Annotated in this window: 12 protein-coding genes and 1 tRNA gene; 7 read left to right on the plus strand and 6 right to left on the minus strand. The window is 58.0% G+C overall.

The features are described 5' to 3' along the window. The first annotated feature begins 401 nt into the window (after nt 1-401). The 4 genes from L1A08_RS12900 to L1A08_RS12915 all read left to right on the plus strand — a co-directional run bounded on the left by L1A08_RS12900 (nt 402) and on the right by L1A08_RS12915 (nt 3098). The gene (locus L1A08_RS12900) at nt 402-1373 is read left to right on the plus strand and encodes an FHA domain-containing protein (RefSeq protein ID WP_238756829.1); all 972 of its coding nucleotides are present in this window, start codon (nt 402-404) and stop codon (nt 1371-1373) included. A gap of 190 nt (nt 1374-1563) precedes the next feature. Further along, nucleotides 1564-1767: a hypothetical protein gene (locus tag L1A08_RS12905; protein WP_238756830.1), complete on the plus strand. Its 204-nt coding sequence runs from the start codon at nt 1564-1566 to the stop codon at nt 1765-1767. Nucleotides 1768-1847: 80 nt separating this feature from the next. Further along, on the plus strand, nt 1848-2408 hold the full coding sequence (locus tag L1A08_RS12910) for an RNA polymerase sigma factor (protein ID WP_238756831.1): 561 nt from the start codon (nt 1848-1850) through the stop codon (nt 2406-2408). Nucleotides 2409-2459: 51 nt separating this feature from the next. Then, nucleotides 2460-3098 carry a hypothetical protein gene (locus L1A08_RS12915; RefSeq protein ID WP_238756832.1) on the plus strand — a complete coding sequence of 213 codons (639 nt, stop codon included), beginning with the start codon at nt 2460-2462 and terminating at the stop codon, nt 3096-3098. 205 nt (nt 3099-3303) lie between these two features. Here the strand turns inward: L1A08_RS12915 and L1A08_RS12920 are convergent, their stop codons facing one another. Next, nucleotides 3304-5373: a thioredoxin domain-containing protein gene (locus L1A08_RS12920; protein WP_238756833.1), complete on the minus strand. Its 2070-nt coding sequence runs from the start codon at nt 5371-5373 to the stop codon at nt 3304-3306. A 264-nt stretch (nt 5374-5637) separates the two neighbouring features. On the opposite strand from L1A08_RS12920, the gene L1A08_RS12925 reads away from it, so the two are divergent. Beyond that, a tRNA-Ser gene (locus L1A08_RS12925) sits at nt 5638-5722 on the plus strand. A gap of 378 nt (nt 5723-6100) precedes the next feature. Here L1A08_RS12925 and L1A08_RS12930 read toward each other — a convergent pair. The 3 genes from L1A08_RS12930 to L1A08_RS12940 form a co-directional block, all read right to left on the minus strand. Next, nucleotides 6101-7165: a ribonucleotide-diphosphate reductase subunit beta gene (locus L1A08_RS12930; protein ID WP_238756834.1), complete on the minus strand. Its 1065-nt coding sequence runs from the start codon at nt 7163-7165 to the stop codon at nt 6101-6103. Between the two features lie 160 nt (nt 7166-7325). Then, the gene (locus L1A08_RS12935; protein ID WP_238756835.1) at nt 7326-7712 is read right to left on the minus strand and encodes a four helix bundle protein; all 387 of its coding nucleotides are present in this window, start codon (nt 7710-7712) and stop codon (nt 7326-7328) included. Nucleotides 7713-7745: 33 nt separating this feature from the next. After that, nucleotides 7746-10607: a ribonucleoside-diphosphate reductase subunit alpha gene (locus tag L1A08_RS12940; protein WP_238756836.1), complete on the minus strand. Its 2862-nt coding sequence runs from the start codon at nt 10605-10607 to the stop codon at nt 7746-7748. Between the two features lie 906 nt (nt 10608-11513). Here L1A08_RS12940 and L1A08_RS12945 point away from each other — a divergent pair. Further along, entirely contained in the window at nt 11514-12212 is a 699-nt protein-coding gene (locus tag L1A08_RS12945; protein ID WP_261362874.1) for a YkgJ family cysteine cluster protein, read from the plus strand. Nucleotides 12213-12425: 213 nt separating this feature from the next. Beyond that, on the plus strand, nt 12426-13424 hold the full coding sequence (gene epmA, locus L1A08_RS12950) for an EF-P lysine aminoacylase EpmA (protein ID WP_238756839.1): 999 nt from the start codon (nt 12426-12428) through the stop codon (nt 13422-13424). A gap of 50 nt (nt 13425-13474) precedes the next feature. Here the strand turns inward: epmA and L1A08_RS22855 are convergent, their stop codons facing one another. Together L1A08_RS22855 and L1A08_RS12960 are read right to left on the minus strand one after the other, a co-directional pair. Then, complete coding sequence (locus L1A08_RS22855; RefSeq protein WP_238756840.1) at nt 13475-15799, minus strand: polysaccharide biosynthesis tyrosine autokinase; 2325 nt, start codon at nt 15797-15799, stop codon at nt 13475-13477. Between the two features lie 102 nt (nt 15800-15901). Then, nucleotides 15902-16867 (minus strand): SDR family oxidoreductase, encoded by a 966-nt coding sequence (locus L1A08_RS12960; RefSeq protein ID WP_238756841.1) that lies wholly within the window; start codon nt 16865-16867, stop codon nt 15902-15904. Between the last annotated feature and the right edge of the window lie 324 nt (nt 16868-17191).

Here is a 17191-nt window from a genome sequence, read left to right on the forward strand (position 1 = left end):
CGCATCGACAAAATTCTTTCTATTTCTCTTCCTGTCGAGCACGGCTGCACCGCCCTTTCAGAGACCGACGTAATCTTCTTTTCCCTTCGTCTTAAGTTCGATTTTTTCAATGTACTAGACTGGTCATGACGCCCGGTTTCCTGCAGCGATACCCCGATCACATTCCCGTCTTTCTTCGTGATCACGGCAACGCACCGTTCAGGAACCAACTGCGCACTGACCTGCCCCGGGTTCCCCCATGCCGATTTCGGTTGCAGTCTGCAACTCAGGAGTTCGGATTCATGGGTTTGCTTTGCACATCAGTCGTTCATTCCGACATCCCTCGCGGCCAATCTTTCGACTCCGGGCTGGCGGGAACGACTTTGTGAATAATCGAATTTCAAGGTGTTGGAGTTAAACTCATGCTCGTAGCGGATCTGCGCATTATCGCTGGCCGTCATGAAGGGAAAGTGATTTCCCTGACGACCAAGAAGTTCCTTGTCGGTCGCGGTGAAGACTGCCACATGCGGCCCAATAACGATCTGGTCAGTCGCCACCACTGCGTGTTCACATTGGACGAATACTCTGTTCGGCTTCGAGATCTCGGCAGCACCAACGGAACTTTCGTCAACGATGAGGCGATTCGCGGTCAGGTCGTTCTGAAGAGCGGAGACCGGGTTCGAATCGGCAAGCTCGAATTTGGCGTGACTGTTCGCGAAGCGGCAGCTGTCCCCGCTGGCGACGTTCCCGCAGAACCGCCGGAACCGACCGATCTGGCTGGAGAAACCATTCCGGAAGCCGTCGAATCCGACACGGGCGAGATTGCCGGAATGGAGACGATGGATGAGATTCCGGTCCACCCTCAGGACACGCAGATGATCGCCGAAGGCGACACCTCGTTCTATCCGCAGCAGGGCCACAACCAGGGATATCCCGGGCAGCCGCTCCAGTATGCTCCGGGGACATTTCCTCCGGGTTATGGTGGCTACCCGCAGATGCCCGGTTACCCGCCGCAGATGCCGATGGGCCAGTACCCGTATCCGCAAATGCCGGGTTACCCTCAGATGCCAGGTTATCCGCCGCAGATGCCCGGCTACCCGATGATGCCGCCGGGGTATCCCCAGCAGCAGGGCGGTTTCCAGTATCCACACAACTATCCTGGATACGAAGGCGTTCAGGAAGAGCAGGAACCGGAAGACGAAGCCTCGGAGAACGAACGTAATCAGGCGGACGAGATCCCGATGAAGCTTCCCGATCCTTCGGAGACTGGTGCTCGCGAAGAGCCTAAGAAGGAAGAAGCCGCGGAGAACCAAGGGCAGTCGTTTGCTCAGGAGAATCCGTCGTCCAAAGCCAACGACATTATCCAGCAGTATCTCCGCCGACGCCCGTCCTGATTGGGACCAGATTGCAGGGACGCTGTCCGCACGATTTTTCCGGATTTCCCTGCCAATGCACAGGTGATCTCGGTTAAGCTGATGCAGCCTGCCGGTTTGAAAACTCTCAACCGGCAGGTTTTCCGCGTCCCGTTCCGAGGTTCGCGGTGTTTGCTCAGTGAACAACGATTTCCAACGAGGAGTTGCGGCCGTGGCTGAAGTGAATCCTGATGTCCAGCGTCGGTACAGAGAATTCGTCGATCTGCTGCCTCTGACAATCGCCCTGGCCGGGCTGCCGCATAGCGACAGTGGACGTTATTACGGCGAAGAACAGATCGAAAGCCGGCTCTATACAATTCGCCACGCCTACAAGGCTGCTCGAGCGATTGCGCGGGAAGCTGTGCAGAAATCGTAAACCGGTTTCGTGTTGCTCTCGTTCAGACATTTCGCCCGAATCGATGAAACCCTGTCCGCTCATCGCAGGTAAGCTGTGTGATGTCCGATCCGAACTCGCTGACGACTGAACTTCGTCTCGTTCGCGGTTGCATGACCGACGACGCAGAGAGCCTGCAGTCGTTCGTGCAGCGGTTTCGCGACTCGGTGTATCGACTGAGTTTCAAGATCCTCAGGCATCACGAAGACGCCGAAGACGTCGTTCAGGAAACCTTTGTGCGAGCTTTTCGCAGCCTGCATCACTGGGATCAGACACGTCCGCTGCGTCCCTGGATTCTGACGATCGCCGCCAATCGCTGTCGGACCGCCCTGGCCCGTCGCAGTCGGTCTGCCGTGGTGACTTCGCAGGACCTGGCGGGATCCGCTCCCGAAAAGGTCTCCGAAGCGACGCGACAGCAGACGGCGGAACTTGCCGAGGAAGTGCAATTGCAGCTCGGTCAGCTGAAACCTCATTTGCGTGAATGTTTTCTGCTTTTCTATCAGGAACAGCTCTCTTGTGCCGAGATTGCGGAACGTCTCAACCGGCCCGAGGGAACAATTAAAACGTGGCTGCATCGAGGCCGTCAGCAACTGGCTGCTGGTCTTCAACGCCGCGGACATTGATCATCACCGTCCCGAAACTTCTCTCCGACATCGACACTGAAGGTATCTCCCGTGACTCCGCAACAGTTTCGCCAACAGCTCGAAGCCGCGATTGAGAATCGTGATCAGGATGCGATCCGGGCTCTGGAACTGCATGCGGCCAGCTGCGATGAGAACGCTCGGCTCTGGGAAGAGTTTCAGCTGATTGAACGGGCGATCGGTGCCTGGCAGACAGCCAGACCGGTCGTGCCGAGCAGGCCTCTGTCCCGGTTCCCGCAACTGCGGCGAGCTGTCACCTTTGCGGCCGCTTCGACGCTGGCGGTCGGTGTTCTGGTCTATTCGCAGTTTCCGGCGCGGCAGACTGGCGTGCCGATTTCGTCGGCGGCTGCCGTTTCCAACGAACTGCAGACTCCGGCTCCTCAGCCGATAGCCGAACTGGTGGATGAAAATGACGCCGCTTTCGAGACATCCGGGAAGCCGTCCATGGGAGCGTTACTGCCGGTGACCGTCGTGACGCACGTGCGCGATCAGTTCACGCAGGAGTTTCAGAACGCCTGGGGAGTCATTTCCCGTGTGCCTGACGACGCCAGCGCGGTCTACGAGCGGATCGAAGAGATCGTACCGGCCAAACCCGAAACGGCTCCCGCTGAAGAGAGCCCCGGCGAACCAACGGAACTCTTCCCGGTCCGCCTGTTCCGTCTGCTCTCTTAAGAGCAATTTCATGCTTCTCCGGCAGTCGCATGGCCGCCATTCCCCGGCCCTGCTGAGTGTGCGCCGGCAAACGCCTGCAGTCGAATTTTGAATTCGCTTTCATGCGGACCATGCGATCGCAGACCCGCGCGAATGTTCGCCTGAAACCGTACTGCGATTTCCCTCCGGTCAATGGAAGCCAGGTTGCAGGTCCGACTCGGCTTCGTCAGGTTGTTGTGTTCAACTGCTGATGAATCGTCTCTTTGCCGACCCACGGGGCGTCGCAGCTCGTTCCCTGACACCGGTAGACGGTCAGCTGTCCGTCCACCGCGATTTTGTCGGCGACGAGATCCTTAAGATGGGGCCAGTTGGCCATCGACTCGGTTAGGGGGAGAACGGTAGCCAGCGGGGCGAATCGATTTCGCAGTTCCCGAGCGATCGTCTCGACTTCAGAGGCATCAGCCCCGGCACAGACCAGAGTTTCCACGGGACCCAGATAGCGATCGAGAGCGAGCAGTGTCTGTCCCATCCCGGCGGGCTGGTGCAGCATCGCCCCCGATACGGTATCGAGTGCTTTGACGGCGACGGAGGTCAAACGATCGATGCCGGTCAGCTGCCCCAGTTTCAGCAAGGCATAAATGGCAAGATTCGATCCCGACGGGATCGCGTTGTCGAACTGATCGCGGATGCGAACGATCAACTTTTCATGATCCCGGGGTGTGTAAAGGAAGGTTTCGGCCGAATCGTCGTAGAACTGCTCGATCATCCGCTCGCTGAGCTGGACGGCTGCATTCAGGAAAGCTTCGTTGTGAACGGCCAGGGCGGCGTCGGTCAGACCTTCGATGAAGCAGGCGTAATCGTCCAGGAAGCCGGGGATCTTGCGTTGTCCGTCTTTCATGGTGTGCCAGAGCAGACCATTCTCGGCTCGCATTTCCCGCAGCAGGAACTCGCCCGCTTTCTCTGTGGCTTCTCGATAACGGGGTTCGCCGGTCATCCCCGCCGCCTGGGCGAAGGCCGAGAGCATCATTCCGTTCCAGGCCAGGACATGCTTGTCGTCCCGCGCGGGATGCACTCGTTCTTCGCGCGCATCGAGCAGTGTGTCGCGACACTGGCGGAGTCTTTCCTCGAACGCAACTTCATCGAGTCCCGATTCCTGCCGCGCGGCGTCGAACTGGTCCGTCCGATTGAGAATGGTGTGCCCTTCCCAGTTGCCGCCTTCGGCCACGTCGTAGCAGCGACAGAACATCTCGGCATCGTCGCCGAGCAGTGCTTCGATCTCCGATTTCTTCCAGATGTAGAACTTCCCTTCGACACCTTCACTGTCAGCATCCTGCGTGGCGTAGAACCCGCCTTCGGGCGATGTCATCTCCCGGAGGACGTAGTCGAGCGTTTCCGTTGCGACGGTCAGATAGTGTTTCTCTCCTGTCGCTGCGTGGGCATCGAGATACAACGGCACGAGCTGAGCATTGTCGTAGAGCATCTTCTCGAAGTGTGGAGCCAGCCAGATCTGGTCGGTCGAGTAACGGGCGAATCCGCCGCCGAGATGATCGTAGATCCCACCGCCCCACATCTTGTCGAGAGTCAGCCGTACGAACTCCAGCGCCTTCTCGTTGTCGAAGCGTTTCCAGCATCGCATCAACATTTTGAGGTCGACCGGATGGGGGAACTTCGGAGCCGTGCCGAATCCGCCGTGAGTCCAGTCGGCGGCCTTCAGAACTTCATCGGCGGCATGGCTCAACAGGTCCTCCTTGAGCATGCTCTTGACCTGCTGCTGGAGCTGAATCTCCTCAATGGCCGAGACCATCTCCTTCCCTTTGGACACGCACTCGTCTTTATGCTGCTGCCAGTATTCGTTGATCTTGGCGAGAATATCGGCAAACCCGATCATGCCCTGCTGCGCGACGGGCGGCCAATAGGTTCCTCCATAGAACGGGGCACCCTCCGGCGTCATGAAAACGGACATCGGCCAGCCGCCGCGGCCGGTCACCAGTTGCACGGCTGTCATGTAAATCTGGTCAACATCGGGACGCTCTTCGCGGTCGACCTTCACATTGATGAACCAGCGGTTCATCAATTCGGCGATCTGCGGGTGTTCGAAACTCTCCCGTTCCATCACATGACACCAGTGACAGGCGCTGTACCCGACGGAGAGAAAGACAGGTTTGCTCTGCTCGCGGGCAGCCTCGAAGGCTTCTTCGCCCCAGGGATACCAGTCAACCGGATTGTACGCGTGCTGCAACAGATAGGGGCTGGTTTCGTCAATCAGCCGATTCGGCTCGCCTTGCGTGTCTGACATCGTTACTGCTTTCGTTGCGGTTCAGGTGATCGAGCCTCCATTGTAGCTGATATGTCCTGGAAACAACCCGGGGCAAGTCTCACCGCGACCCGGGGAGAAACCTCTCCGCTGAACCCGCTCAATGCCGCGCGTGTCAGATCAAAGCACACCGGTCGGGCGGCAACGCCTTCTTGACACCATCCCGTCAATCATGCTACGTTTCCCGACGGCTGAGTCGAACATGCTGGCGGGATCTCCGATTCCTCAAAGCAATGTTCAGCACCTGGAGAGGTGGCAGAGCGGCCGAATGCACCGGTCTTGAAAACCGACGTACCGCAAGGTACCGGGGGTTCGAATCCCCCCCTCTCCGCTTTCTTTCTGAATCTGCCGGCCAGAACCCCTGTTGATCAGGGGTTTCTTCTTTTTCGGATGTCCCTCAGATCACACGGGCGCGCGTCTCTGATCAGCCGCCTCAGGGGCATCCCGGTCTGCCGCTGGGGGCGCTAGGACTCGCCGTCATCTTCATACGGCACGTCTTCGAACTCTGCGATGACGTCCTGTAGAGTTGCTCTTGTTCCCTCGCTCTTCCCGGGACCACTTCCTGAGGCAGACCGAAAACACGGCTCCGCTTAAACGAGCGAAAGCACAAGGGACGGCTGCCCGGTAAGTCTTAGGACTCAATAAGAAAAAACCGGAGCCCGGCTGCATTGCCGAACTCCGGTTTGGAATTCAATCTCATCCGAGACGATTACTCATCCCAGGACAGCGCCCCGCCGGTCTGGTATTCGGTGACGCGGGTTTCGAAGAAGTTCTTTTCTTTGGCCAGGTCCATCGTTTCGCTCATCCAGGGGAACGGGTTGCTGGAGTTGAACTGGGTGGGCAGGCCGATGCGTTCGAGGCGACGGTCGGCGATGTGCTGAACGTAGTCGCGGAACAGCTGACCGTTCAGGCCGAGGACGCCGCGGGGGAGGCAGTCGGTCGAGTATTCGATTTCCAGTTCGACCGCTTCGCGGACCAGCTCGATGATGTGTTCCTGGAATTCCTGCGTCCAGATGTCCGGGTTCTCGGCCTTGATGCCGTTGATCAGGTCGATGCCGAAGTTCAGATGGATCGACTCATCGCGGAGGATGTACTGGAACTGCTCGCCGATCCCGGTCAGCAGGTTGCGGCGGTGGAAGGAGAGAATCATCACGAAGCCGGTGTAGAAGAAGATCCCTTCCATGATGATGTAGTAGCCGATGAGGTTCCGCAGGAATGCCTGCTTGCCTTCGTAGGTCTCGGTCGAGAAGTCGTCGGCGAGGACTTCGGCCGTCAGCTTCATCTCGAACTGGTCCTTGCGGGCGATCGCAGGGACTTCGTGGTACATGTTGAAGACTTCGCTCTCGTTCAGGCCGAGGCTGTCGACCACGTAGAGGAAGGTGTGCGTGTGCACGGCTTCTTCGAACGCCTGCCGCAGCAGGTACTGCCGGCACTCGGCGTTCGTCACATGCTTGAAGATCGCCAGCACGAGGTTGTTGCCAACCAGCGACTCGGCTGTCGAGAAGAAGCCGAGGTTCCGCATGACGACCAGACGTTCGTCGTCGGACAGCTTGTTCGACTTCCAGATCTCGATGTCCTTGGTCATCGCCACTTCGGTCGGCATCCAGTGATTGGCACAACCGTTGAGATAATGTTCCCAGGCCCAGCTGTATTTGATCGGCATGAGCTGATTAACATCAACCCGGGCACAGTTGATCAGCCGCTTTTCACTGGCCTTAAACCGCTCGGTCGGCGTATCGAGAAGCTGTTGTTCCTGGATGCTGAGAGTCGACATGGTTTCATTCCTTTGGAATTAGGGCGCTAGGCGCTGGGCTTTAGGCGTTAGGGATTTTGGGAACGCTGATGATGAATTCAAGATCGAGTACGGGAAAAGTCCTAAGGCGTCGCTGCAAAAATCGGCGATCAACGGCGTCCTGACGCCTGGCGCCAAATGCCTAACGCCTGTTCTTCAATGCTTTGGACAAACCGGTCAGCATGCGGCCCACTTCCTGGGCGGTTTGCCAGATCGGCTTGGCTTGTTCTCGGGTCAAATAGTTTAACCGGTCGGCAATCTCGAGCTGCGTTTCGAGTTCTGCCAATGAGCCGCGAGCAATGTTGATGTGGCGGCCATAATCTCCGCCGCCACATCCGTAGCCCTCAGCGATATTACTTGGAATCGAAACGGCCGCTCGTTGAATCTGGCTCGTCAGGCCGAAGCGTTCGGTATCTGGAAACAATGCGGCGAATCGATAAACATCTTCAACTAATGCCATCGCTTTCACCCACACCTGAAGGTCCCGATAACCACTCTCACTCATCGGAACCTCCAGCGTCTTCTTCATCCCTAATGCCAAACGCCTGACGCCTAACGCCTGTTACTGACACGCTTCGCAGTCCGGGTTGTCCGGGTCACACGTCTGGCCGACCATTGTGGCCGGGATTTCGACCGGGGTTTCGGTGGCTGCGTGGCCGCGGTCGAGGCGGATGTCGCCGGAGGCTGACTTGTTTTTCATCCACCGGGGTTGAATGCCGAACTTGTTAACGTCGACGGTCGACTTTTCGACCTGCGTCGCGGCGAGCGAACGCAGGTAGTAAGTCGTCTTGAGACCCTTCTTCCAGGCGTCGATGTACATGTCGTTGAGCTTCTTGCCGCTCGGGGCCTGCATATACAGGTTGAGCGACTGACCCATGTCGATCCACTTCTGGCGACGAGCCGCACATTCGATGAGCCAGTACGGCTCCACTTCGAAGGCGGTCTGATAGCGAACCTTGACATCAGCCGGAATTCGATCGATTTCAGCCAGGGCTCCGTCGTAGTACTTCAGAGCGTCGAGCATGTCGTCGTCCCACAGGTGGCGACTCTTCAGTTCCTTGACCAGCACCGTGTTGACCTGCGTGAATTCGCCCGACAGGTTACTCTTCACATACAGATGCTTGTAGGACGGCTCGATCGACTGCGAGACGCCGATGATCGTCGAAATCGTGGCAGTCGGAGCGATGGCCATGCAGTTGCTGTTTCGCATGCCGTACTTCGCAACCGATTCCCGAACCGGCGTCCAGTCCAGCGACGCACTGCGGTCGACATCGAGGGCTTCTCCACGTTCCTGTTCAAGCACGTCGAGTGTATCGATCGGCAGGAGGCCGCGGTCCCATTTTGAACCGTCGTAGCTGGAGTACTTGCCGCGTTCTTTGGCCAGCTCGGAAGAGGCCAGAATCGCGTAGTACGAAATCGCTTCCATGCTGCGGTCGGCGAACTCGACGGCTTCGTCGCTGCTGTAGCTGAGCCCCATAGCGAGCAGAGCATCCTGGAAGCCCATCAGTCCGAGGCCGACCGGACGGTGACGCTGGTTGGAGCGTTTCGCTTCCGGTGTCGGGTAGTAGTTGATGTCGATCACGTTATCGAGCATCCGCATCGCGGTCATGGTCGTTTCGCGGAGCATCTCAAGATCGAGCTGCCCATTGACGATGTGGTTCTTCAGGTTGATCGAACCCAGGTTACAAACCGCCGTTTCGTCCTTGGAGGTATTCAGCAGAATCTCGGTACAGAGGTTACTGCTGTGGACGACACCGCAATGGTCCTGAGGCGAACGCACGTTGGACGGATCTTTCCAGGTGATCCACGGGTGTCCGGTTTCGAACAGGCGGGTCAGCATCTTCCGCCAGAGCTCAACCGCGCTCACCTTGCGGAACATCTCCATCTCGCCATCCGCGGCCAGCTTCTCGTAGTGGCGATACCGCTCTTCGAAGGCCGATCCCATGAGGTCGTGCAGATCGGGAACGTCGTCCGGGCTGAACAGGGTCCATTCTTCGTTGGCCTGCACCCGCTTCATGAACAGGTCGGGAATCCAGTTGGCCGTGTGCATGTCGTGCGTACGACGGCGATCGTCTCCGGTGTTCTTCCGCAGATCGAGGAAGTCTTCAATGTCGAGGTGCCAGGTTTCAAGGTAAGCACAGACGGCTCCCTTTCGCTTGCCCCCCTGGTTGACGGCCACGGCGGTGTCGTTGACAACCTTGAGGAACGGGATCACACCCTGACTCTGGCCGTTGGTGCCGTGAATGTGAGCGTTGGTCGCACGGATGTTCGACCAGTCGTTGCCCAGTCCGCCGGCCCACTTGGAGAGTTTGGCGTTGTCGGAGATGACTTTGAAGATGTGTTCGAGATCATCGCTGACCGTCGACAGGTAGCAGGAGCTGAGCTGCGGATGCAGCGTCGCGGAGTTGAACAGCGTCGGCGTGGCGGAAGTGAACCGCATTGACGAAAGCATGTTGTAGAACTCGATTGCCCGCTGTTCCTTGTCTTCGCCTTCGTTTACAGCCAGGCCCATCGCGACCCGCATCCAGAAGTATTGCGGCGTCTCGATCCGGCGGCCGTCGACATGGATCAGGTAGCGATCGTAAATCGTCTGCAGACCGAGGTACTGGAACAGCGTGTCGCGTTCCGGACGCAAGGCGTCGGCGATTTCGGTCAGGTTGAAATCACGCAGGCCCGGCGAAAGTCGCTCAGCCGTGATGCCGTCGATCACGTAGTGCTCGAACTGATTGCGGTAAACCTGCGGCAGCTTCTTCTGGCTCGGGGCACTGCCAAGAGCGTCGTGATAAATCACGTTGAGCATCAGCCGGGCGGCGACAATGTCGTAGTCCGGATCGCGTTCGATGCGAGACCGGGCGGCCAGAATCATTGCCCGATAGATTTCGCGGGTGGTAATGCCGTCGTAAATCGACTTGAGCACTTCTTCCTGGAGAGCCGAAACCGAGCAGGTGCTTTCCAGACCGTCACAGGCGGCGGCCAGACGCTGATGAATGCGGTTGCTGTCGAACGGGATTTTGGTGCCGTCGTCGAAGGTGACGTGCATCTGTACCCGTTCAGTCACGCCATCTTCAGCCAGACTGATTTCTCCGCGCAGAGCCCGCAGCTTTGCATGCTCAGCACGATAGACAATATAACGTCGGGCAACACGGTACTGGCCGTGCTTCATGAGACCCAGTTCGACGGCATCCTGGACTTCTTCGACGCCGACACCCTGGTCAGAGCTGGCCGACTGGGCAATCTGCTCAGCGACTTCCTGGCTGATCTGCTTGACGATGCCCTGCATTTCGGAATCGAGCGGCTGCTTGTCCGCCAGATTCAGCTCGGCGCGGATCGCGTTCTCCATGGCTCGCTCGATGCGTCCCAGATCGAACGAAGACACACGACCATCACGTTTGCGGACAATCCAGTCTGTTTGCGGCCGAGTCATATAGCAGCTGCTCCTACGTAAGTAGATTACTTAAAAATGGTTTTCCGAGTCCCCAGACCTCCAGGTCTCAGGGATTTCAATATTCGAAAGTCGATCGCTGGCTCGGGGCGGCGTGCGCGTACCGGGAGCGTTGGTCAACATGACGTGAAAAAAATCGCTCGCTGAAATCGACGGGAATTATGCCGTCGGGAAGTGGCTCTTACTGGGGCCCGGAGTGGGCCGCAGGTAACCATCGAGCTGTAGAATTGAAGGAGGAGAGAATCTGCATGACTGAGTCCATTCTGCCTTCTCCAGCATTAACTGAAAACTACTGTACAAATCCGAGTCGACGTCTTCAGGCGACTGTAGATCCGGGTCCTGACTGCAGGCCAGTCAGACCTCCTTGCCGAATCCGCATGGCAATTGGCCACGTCGTGCAGCGAATCGCCGCGGAAAACCGCTACGTCGCAATATAAAGGATCCGTGAAGGCTGTCAACACTAAATATTGTATGTGTCGACATTCGGAAACACCAGTGATAAATCGATTTTGTGGAAAACTTCGTAAGTCGGCTGTTTCCAAGCGATTCGCTGCAGATCCGCTGTCAACAACCTGTCGAAAACCTTTGTTCGGCACGCCAGAATAGTGTACGGGGGCCGTTTATGACGATTCTGAGCAACCACAACACCTTGTGGCCTCCCTGAAGCCGAAACGCTATCCCATTTTCGCGTTTGCAGTTGCGCCGCAGCCATTGTTGAGGGTGACCTTCGCGTCGGGGGATCGCGAGGCACCGCCGGCGATCCCGGGGGAAATCGTGCCAGTTCCCGGCTTTGACTGTGACGGTTGTAGCGGTTGTGACGATACCAGAACTGTATCGGATTCCGTATTCCGTCGGCTCGCCTGCGAGACCGGCCTTGAGGACACTGCAATGGGAATATGCCAGGGATGTCATGCCGGGTGCTGCCGCTCCTTCGCAATTCCCATGACAGGGGCTGACATCATTCGCATCGAGCGGGATACCGGCCGGACGTTCTGGGACTTCGGCTGCCGCTGGGCCGATCCGGAAGGATCGATCGCCGCGAACTATGCGCCGCACTTCTTCTTCCACGATGAACCGCAAACACCGTTCGTCATCTGTCTGAAACACGAGGACAGTTCGTTGTTTCCGGGTTCGAGTCGCTGCAAGTTCCTGAAAGAATCGCCGCCGGATGCCGAGCATCCCCTCGGACGGGGCGAATGCGGAATCTATCAGTCACGGCCGGCAGCCTGCCGTGTCTTTCCGACCAAGTTCGACGTTCAGAACGAGCTGCCCATTCTGCATTCAGTTCCTGAGTACGGTCGCGAACAGAAACTCCCGCAATACAAGCTTTGTCCACGGCAGTGGACGCCGGCTGATGTCGACCCCATCGACTCGGCACGAGATCTGGTGGTCGCACGTTACGAGGCCCGTTTCTTCTCGCAGCTCGCTCGGTTGTGGAATCAGAAGGTCGGCAAGTGGGATGTCTTCCCGGAGTTCCTGCGAGACGTCTATGCCCGTCGAGTGCAGGAGGTTCCTCAGGAACAGTACGCGGAAGAGCCTCACATCCTGAAGATCGCCGATTTTCAGCAGGCCCAGCGTCGGGCTTAGAGCAGTTCACTTAATGGTGTAGCCGTTCCGCCTGCATAAGGGGCCGCGTTTCAGGCGAAAACTCGATTCCCTGCGGACATACGGTAGAGCGATTCGCTCTTGAGCTGTGAACGACGGGTAACGGTTCCTTCTGCCTGTAGCGGCTGCGTTCCAGGCAATTGATCGGTCACGCGGACATAGGTTCGAGCGACTCCGCTCCAGTGGTGATGGGATATGTCTGATGCTTACCTGCCGACTGCGGAGATTGCCGCACTGAAGGCACGAGCCGCACTTACGGCTCGCGTCCGGAGTTTCTTTGAGCAACACGACTACTGGGAAGTCGAAACTCCTCTGCTCTGCCGTGAATCCGTGATCGATGCGCATCTCGATCCGTTTGAGCTCATTCTGTCAGCGAATAACGCGACAACGTCCGAACGATTCTTCCTGCAGACTTCGCCGGAGTTCTGTATGAAGCGACTGCTTGCCGCCGGGGCGGATCGGATTTATCAGATCACCCGTGCCTTCCGGAAAGATGAAGCCGGCGATCGGCACAACCCGGAGTTTTCGATCCTGGAGTGGTACGCCCTCGATGACGATCTCGTCTCGCAGATGTCGTTTGTAGAAGCCCTTTGTCGCGAACTTCTGCATCCAGACGGGCTGCGTGCGAAATCGTTTCTGCGTGTCACCTGGGCCGATGCATTTGAGAACGTTCTGGGGATCCAGATTCTCGAACTCGACGCCGCCGAGCTGATGGAATTCTGTCTGCAGACGATCCCTGATGCGGTTCCCTCGGAGCACGCGGGAATCGACGAAGGCTGGGACTTCTGGGCTCAACTGCTGCTCTGCGAACGGATCGAGCCCTGGCTCGCCGAACAGCATGCGGTCTTCCTCTACAACTATCCGGCTTCCCAGGCTGCGCTGGCCCGGCTCTCGCCTGAGGATCCGCGGGTTGCCGAACGGTTTGAACTCTACGTGGGTGGACTGGAGATCTGCAATGGCTACCGGGAGCTGCTCGATGCCAGCGTGCTTCGAGAACGCAACGCATTGGAGAACGCAATCCGCGTGCGGCAGGGGTTGAGCGACCTTCCAGAGACGCGACATCTGCTGGCGGCCATGGAAGCCGGATTGCCCGACTGCTCGGGCGTCGCGCTTGGCCTCGACCGGCTCATCATGCTGGCTCTGAAACGCGACACGATCGATCAGGTGATTTCATTCCCGATCGATCGTGTGTGAGTGCACATTCCTGCCCCGACGCATGAGCGAAGGTCCGGAACGAGGAATTACTACGATTGGTTGATGGGCAAGACCGGTTCGAGAGTTTCGGTTGTCGGCTTATTCGATGGATACGTCTGATATCCGCCACCGTAGCCGCCGCGATACTGATACTCTCCCGAATGCCCCTGCAGTCCGTTGGCGACGACGCCGAGCAGACGAATCTCATGAGACTCGAACATCTCGAGGGCTCGCTTGATGGACGGTCGGCGGTTCTTGTTCATGCGGATCACAAGCATCACGGCGTCAACGCTTTGAGCGGCGATACAGGGATCGCTGACGGCCAGCACCGGCGGGCTGTCGATGAGGATGTAGTCGTAATCGCGTTTGGCCTCACCGAACAGATAATGCAGTTTGGCTGACGACAGGAGTTCGGCCGGTTTGGCGGGGATGGCTCCTGCGGTGAGTATATCGAGGTTCTCAATGCCTGACTGCTGCTTCGCATTGGAGAACTCGATCTCGCCGAGCAGGCATTCGCTCAAGCCGATATCTTCACGCAGTCCGAACAGACGGTGCACCATCGGACGCCGCAGATCGGCATCGATGAGAAGCACTTTCTTTCCGGCCTGAGCGATGGAGATCGCCAGATTGGAAATCGTTGTCGTCTTACCGTCGCCCGGCTCAGAGCTGGTGAACTGGACGATTTGTGCGTTGGCATCGGCGGTTCGCACGAAGAAGGTCGCCCGAACCGAACGGCAGGCTTCTGCTTCCGGTGAGCCGGGATCGTGATAGTAGTAGAGCATGGGAGCCAAACCGGTTTCCCGGGCCGCCGCCAGATTCTTCGACGGGTTGTTGATGGCCGGCAGAGTTCCCAGAACCGGGGCGTCGACGATGCTGCGGATATCGTTAAGGTCGCGAACAGAGGTGTCCCGCATCTCCCGGAGGAAGAGCCAGCCGAATGCGACAACCATCGTCATCACCAGGCAACCGCCGACGATCTTAATCAGGTGCTTCACGTCGCTCTCAGGACGGGCGGGCGAAATCTGCTGCAGCTGATAGCCTTTATCTGGAGCCAGGCTGAGGACTTCAATTCGGTTGGCCACGATGTCGTGCAGCGATTTGATTCGCTCCAGTTCTTCGCTCAACAGCTGATCGCGAGTCTCATAATGAGCAAAGGCCTTGGCCTGGTCGGACGACCGCTGGTAGAGCTTCTCGAGTTCGACCAGACGGTTCTGCAGTTCGCCCTTCTGCTGGCTCAAAGCAACGAGGTAAGTTTCCACGGGATCATTTCCGTAGACAACTTCGCTCTGTCCGGTCGTCTCGTTTCGCTTCGTCTGCACGAGCGGCAGTTCGACGCCCAGCTGTCGATAATAACTCTTAACCAGATCGATGCGTTTCCGCACGTTGCTCACATCCGGATGCCCACCGCCGTAGAGTTTGAGCAGCTGCTGTTCTTCGAGCAGGAGTGGAATCAGCTGGGAATCGAGTCGCTCCCGCTGGGTCGCGCCGGTCACCACGGTTTGTGAGGTCGCCTGCTGATCCTTCGAGAGGAACGTCTTCACGAGCAGCATCAATGCTTCCCGCGACTCACCCCGTTCGATCGCCGAGCGCAGCGTGGTCAGACGCGAGTTGATTTCTTCGTAGGAAAGCTCGACCTTCACGCGTTCGGCCGCGACGGCCTGCACGCGCTGATGGTGAATATTCGTGACATTGTCCGGACCCTTCTCCGCTCCGGGAGGGGCTTTCCACAGCAGTGGAGCTTCCTGGCGGAATTTCTGGTACTCGGCTGTCTTCTCTGCCAGTCGGGGGGCCAGATCATCGTTGATCTGCTGAAGCAGTGTCTGGAGTTCGTAATGGTTCTTCTGGGCGTCTTCCTGCAGATACTCGTCGTAAGCCTTGATGACGGCATTCAGAATTGCGGTGGCGTCGGTGGCATTGGTCGTTGTGTAAGCCAGGTTCAGGATGTTGAACTGATGATGATCTTCCCCCGCGGTGCGGCTCACCTTGAGGCCGTCGATGATGTCACGTGCAGGTTCTTCACTGCCTGTGAGCGTCGCCAGCTTTTGCAGCTGACCATCGCGCACGGCTCGTTCTACGACTTTCGGGCTGCGAATAATCTCGACGTGAGCACTGCGTTCCCCAACGGTAATGCGGTTCCCGTCTTCACGAATCTCGATCGGATTCTTCAGCTTGACCAGGATCTGCGAATTGGCCACGTACTTGGGGCCAATCGCCTTGTAGGCCATGATCCCCAGTCCGAGTCCGGCCACGGCTGCCAGTCCAAGCACGAAGATGTTCTTGAATGCCAGTCGCACAAGATCAATCGTCGGCTCGCTGGATTTGACGAGGGGATGCCCTTCCAGTCGGTCGTTCGAATTAGCGGTGGACGTCTTCACCTGGAATGCCTTTGTGTTTCGGAGGGATCACGCAGACCGTCGCTGGACTGCTGCCATATTCAAAGTACCGAGTCTCTGTCTGTCTTCTAACGCACAGCCGGGTCAGCAACTGCTGGCACGAGCCTGTTCCTCTTCGAGATGCCGGCGATAAGCGAGCACAGTTTCTCGCAGCCCTTCTTCAAAGCCGGTTTCCGGCACATAGCCGAGATCGCGGGTCGTGGCGGAGATGTCGGCCCAGGAGTGGAGAATGTCTCCCGCACGTGGTGGTTCGAAATCTGGAGCGAACGGAACGTCGAGAAGATCGCAGATCTGCTTCAGCATCTCGCCCACACCGACCCGTTCGCCGGAGGCCACGTTGTAAACGTTGCCGGAAGCGCCCGGAGCGGTCGCCGCGAGAAGGTTCGCCTGGACGACATTGCCGACGTAAACGAAGTCGCGGGACTGGCTGCCATCGCCAAAAATTTTGGGGGTGCGTCCGGAAAGCAAAGCAGTCACGAACAACGGAATCACAGCCGAATACGGGCTGTTGGGATCCTGACGCGGACCGAAGACGTTGAAGTATCGCAGTCGAACTGTTTCCAGGTCGTAACATTGCGCGAAGGACTCGCAGTACAACTCGCCGGCGAGCTTCGCAGCCGCATAGGGCGACAGGGTCTGCGGCACATGGCTTTCCTGTTTCGGCATTTGCGGCCGGTCGCCGTAAGCACTGCTCGAAGCGGCGTAGACTACGCGGCGGACGCCGGCTTTTCGTGCGGCATTCAGAACATTAAGTGTTCCCGTCGCGCAGACATCATGAACTTCGGCCGGCTTCTCGATGCTCAGCGGCACGGAAGCCAGAGCGGCCTGATGGATGACAATCTCACGACCTTCGACGGCTGTGGCCAGCGCCTCGGGATTGCGAATGTCTCCCGGGATGAATTCAAAACCTGTCGGGATCGCATCCAGATTACGCTGGTGGCCGGTGCTCAGGTTATCAAAGACCCGGACATCGTGGCCCTGCTCAACGAGACGGGTAGCGATGTGCGATCCGATAAATCCGGCTCCACCTGTGACGAGGTATCTGGCCATGGAGACTGCTTTCTGGTGCGAACGTCGAGTCAGTAGTGTGTGGAATCTCAGCGAGCGGTTTCACGGACGACCAATAGATCTCCGCGCCACCGGCGGTCGCTGTGAAACCCTAGCTCGCAACCACGGCTCGGTCTGTTGAATTCCCGCAACAGATGCCTTTTCCCGACAGCGCCCGGCCCGCACGACTGATGGGATCGGATCAACGGGAATAATCCTTCCTTCACGTTCCCGGGATGAAGCGGTTTCTCTCCGAACGCCAAAAGAAAAAAAGACACGCCCGTGGGGAAAGGCGTGTCTTTTCGGCAGTCAAAAGATCGTGTAGAG

It is taken from the genome of Rubinisphaera margarita, assembly GCF_022267515.1.
Taxonomy (GTDB): domain Bacteria; phylum Planctomycetota; class Planctomycetia; order Planctomycetales; family Planctomycetaceae; genus Rubinisphaera; species Rubinisphaera margarita.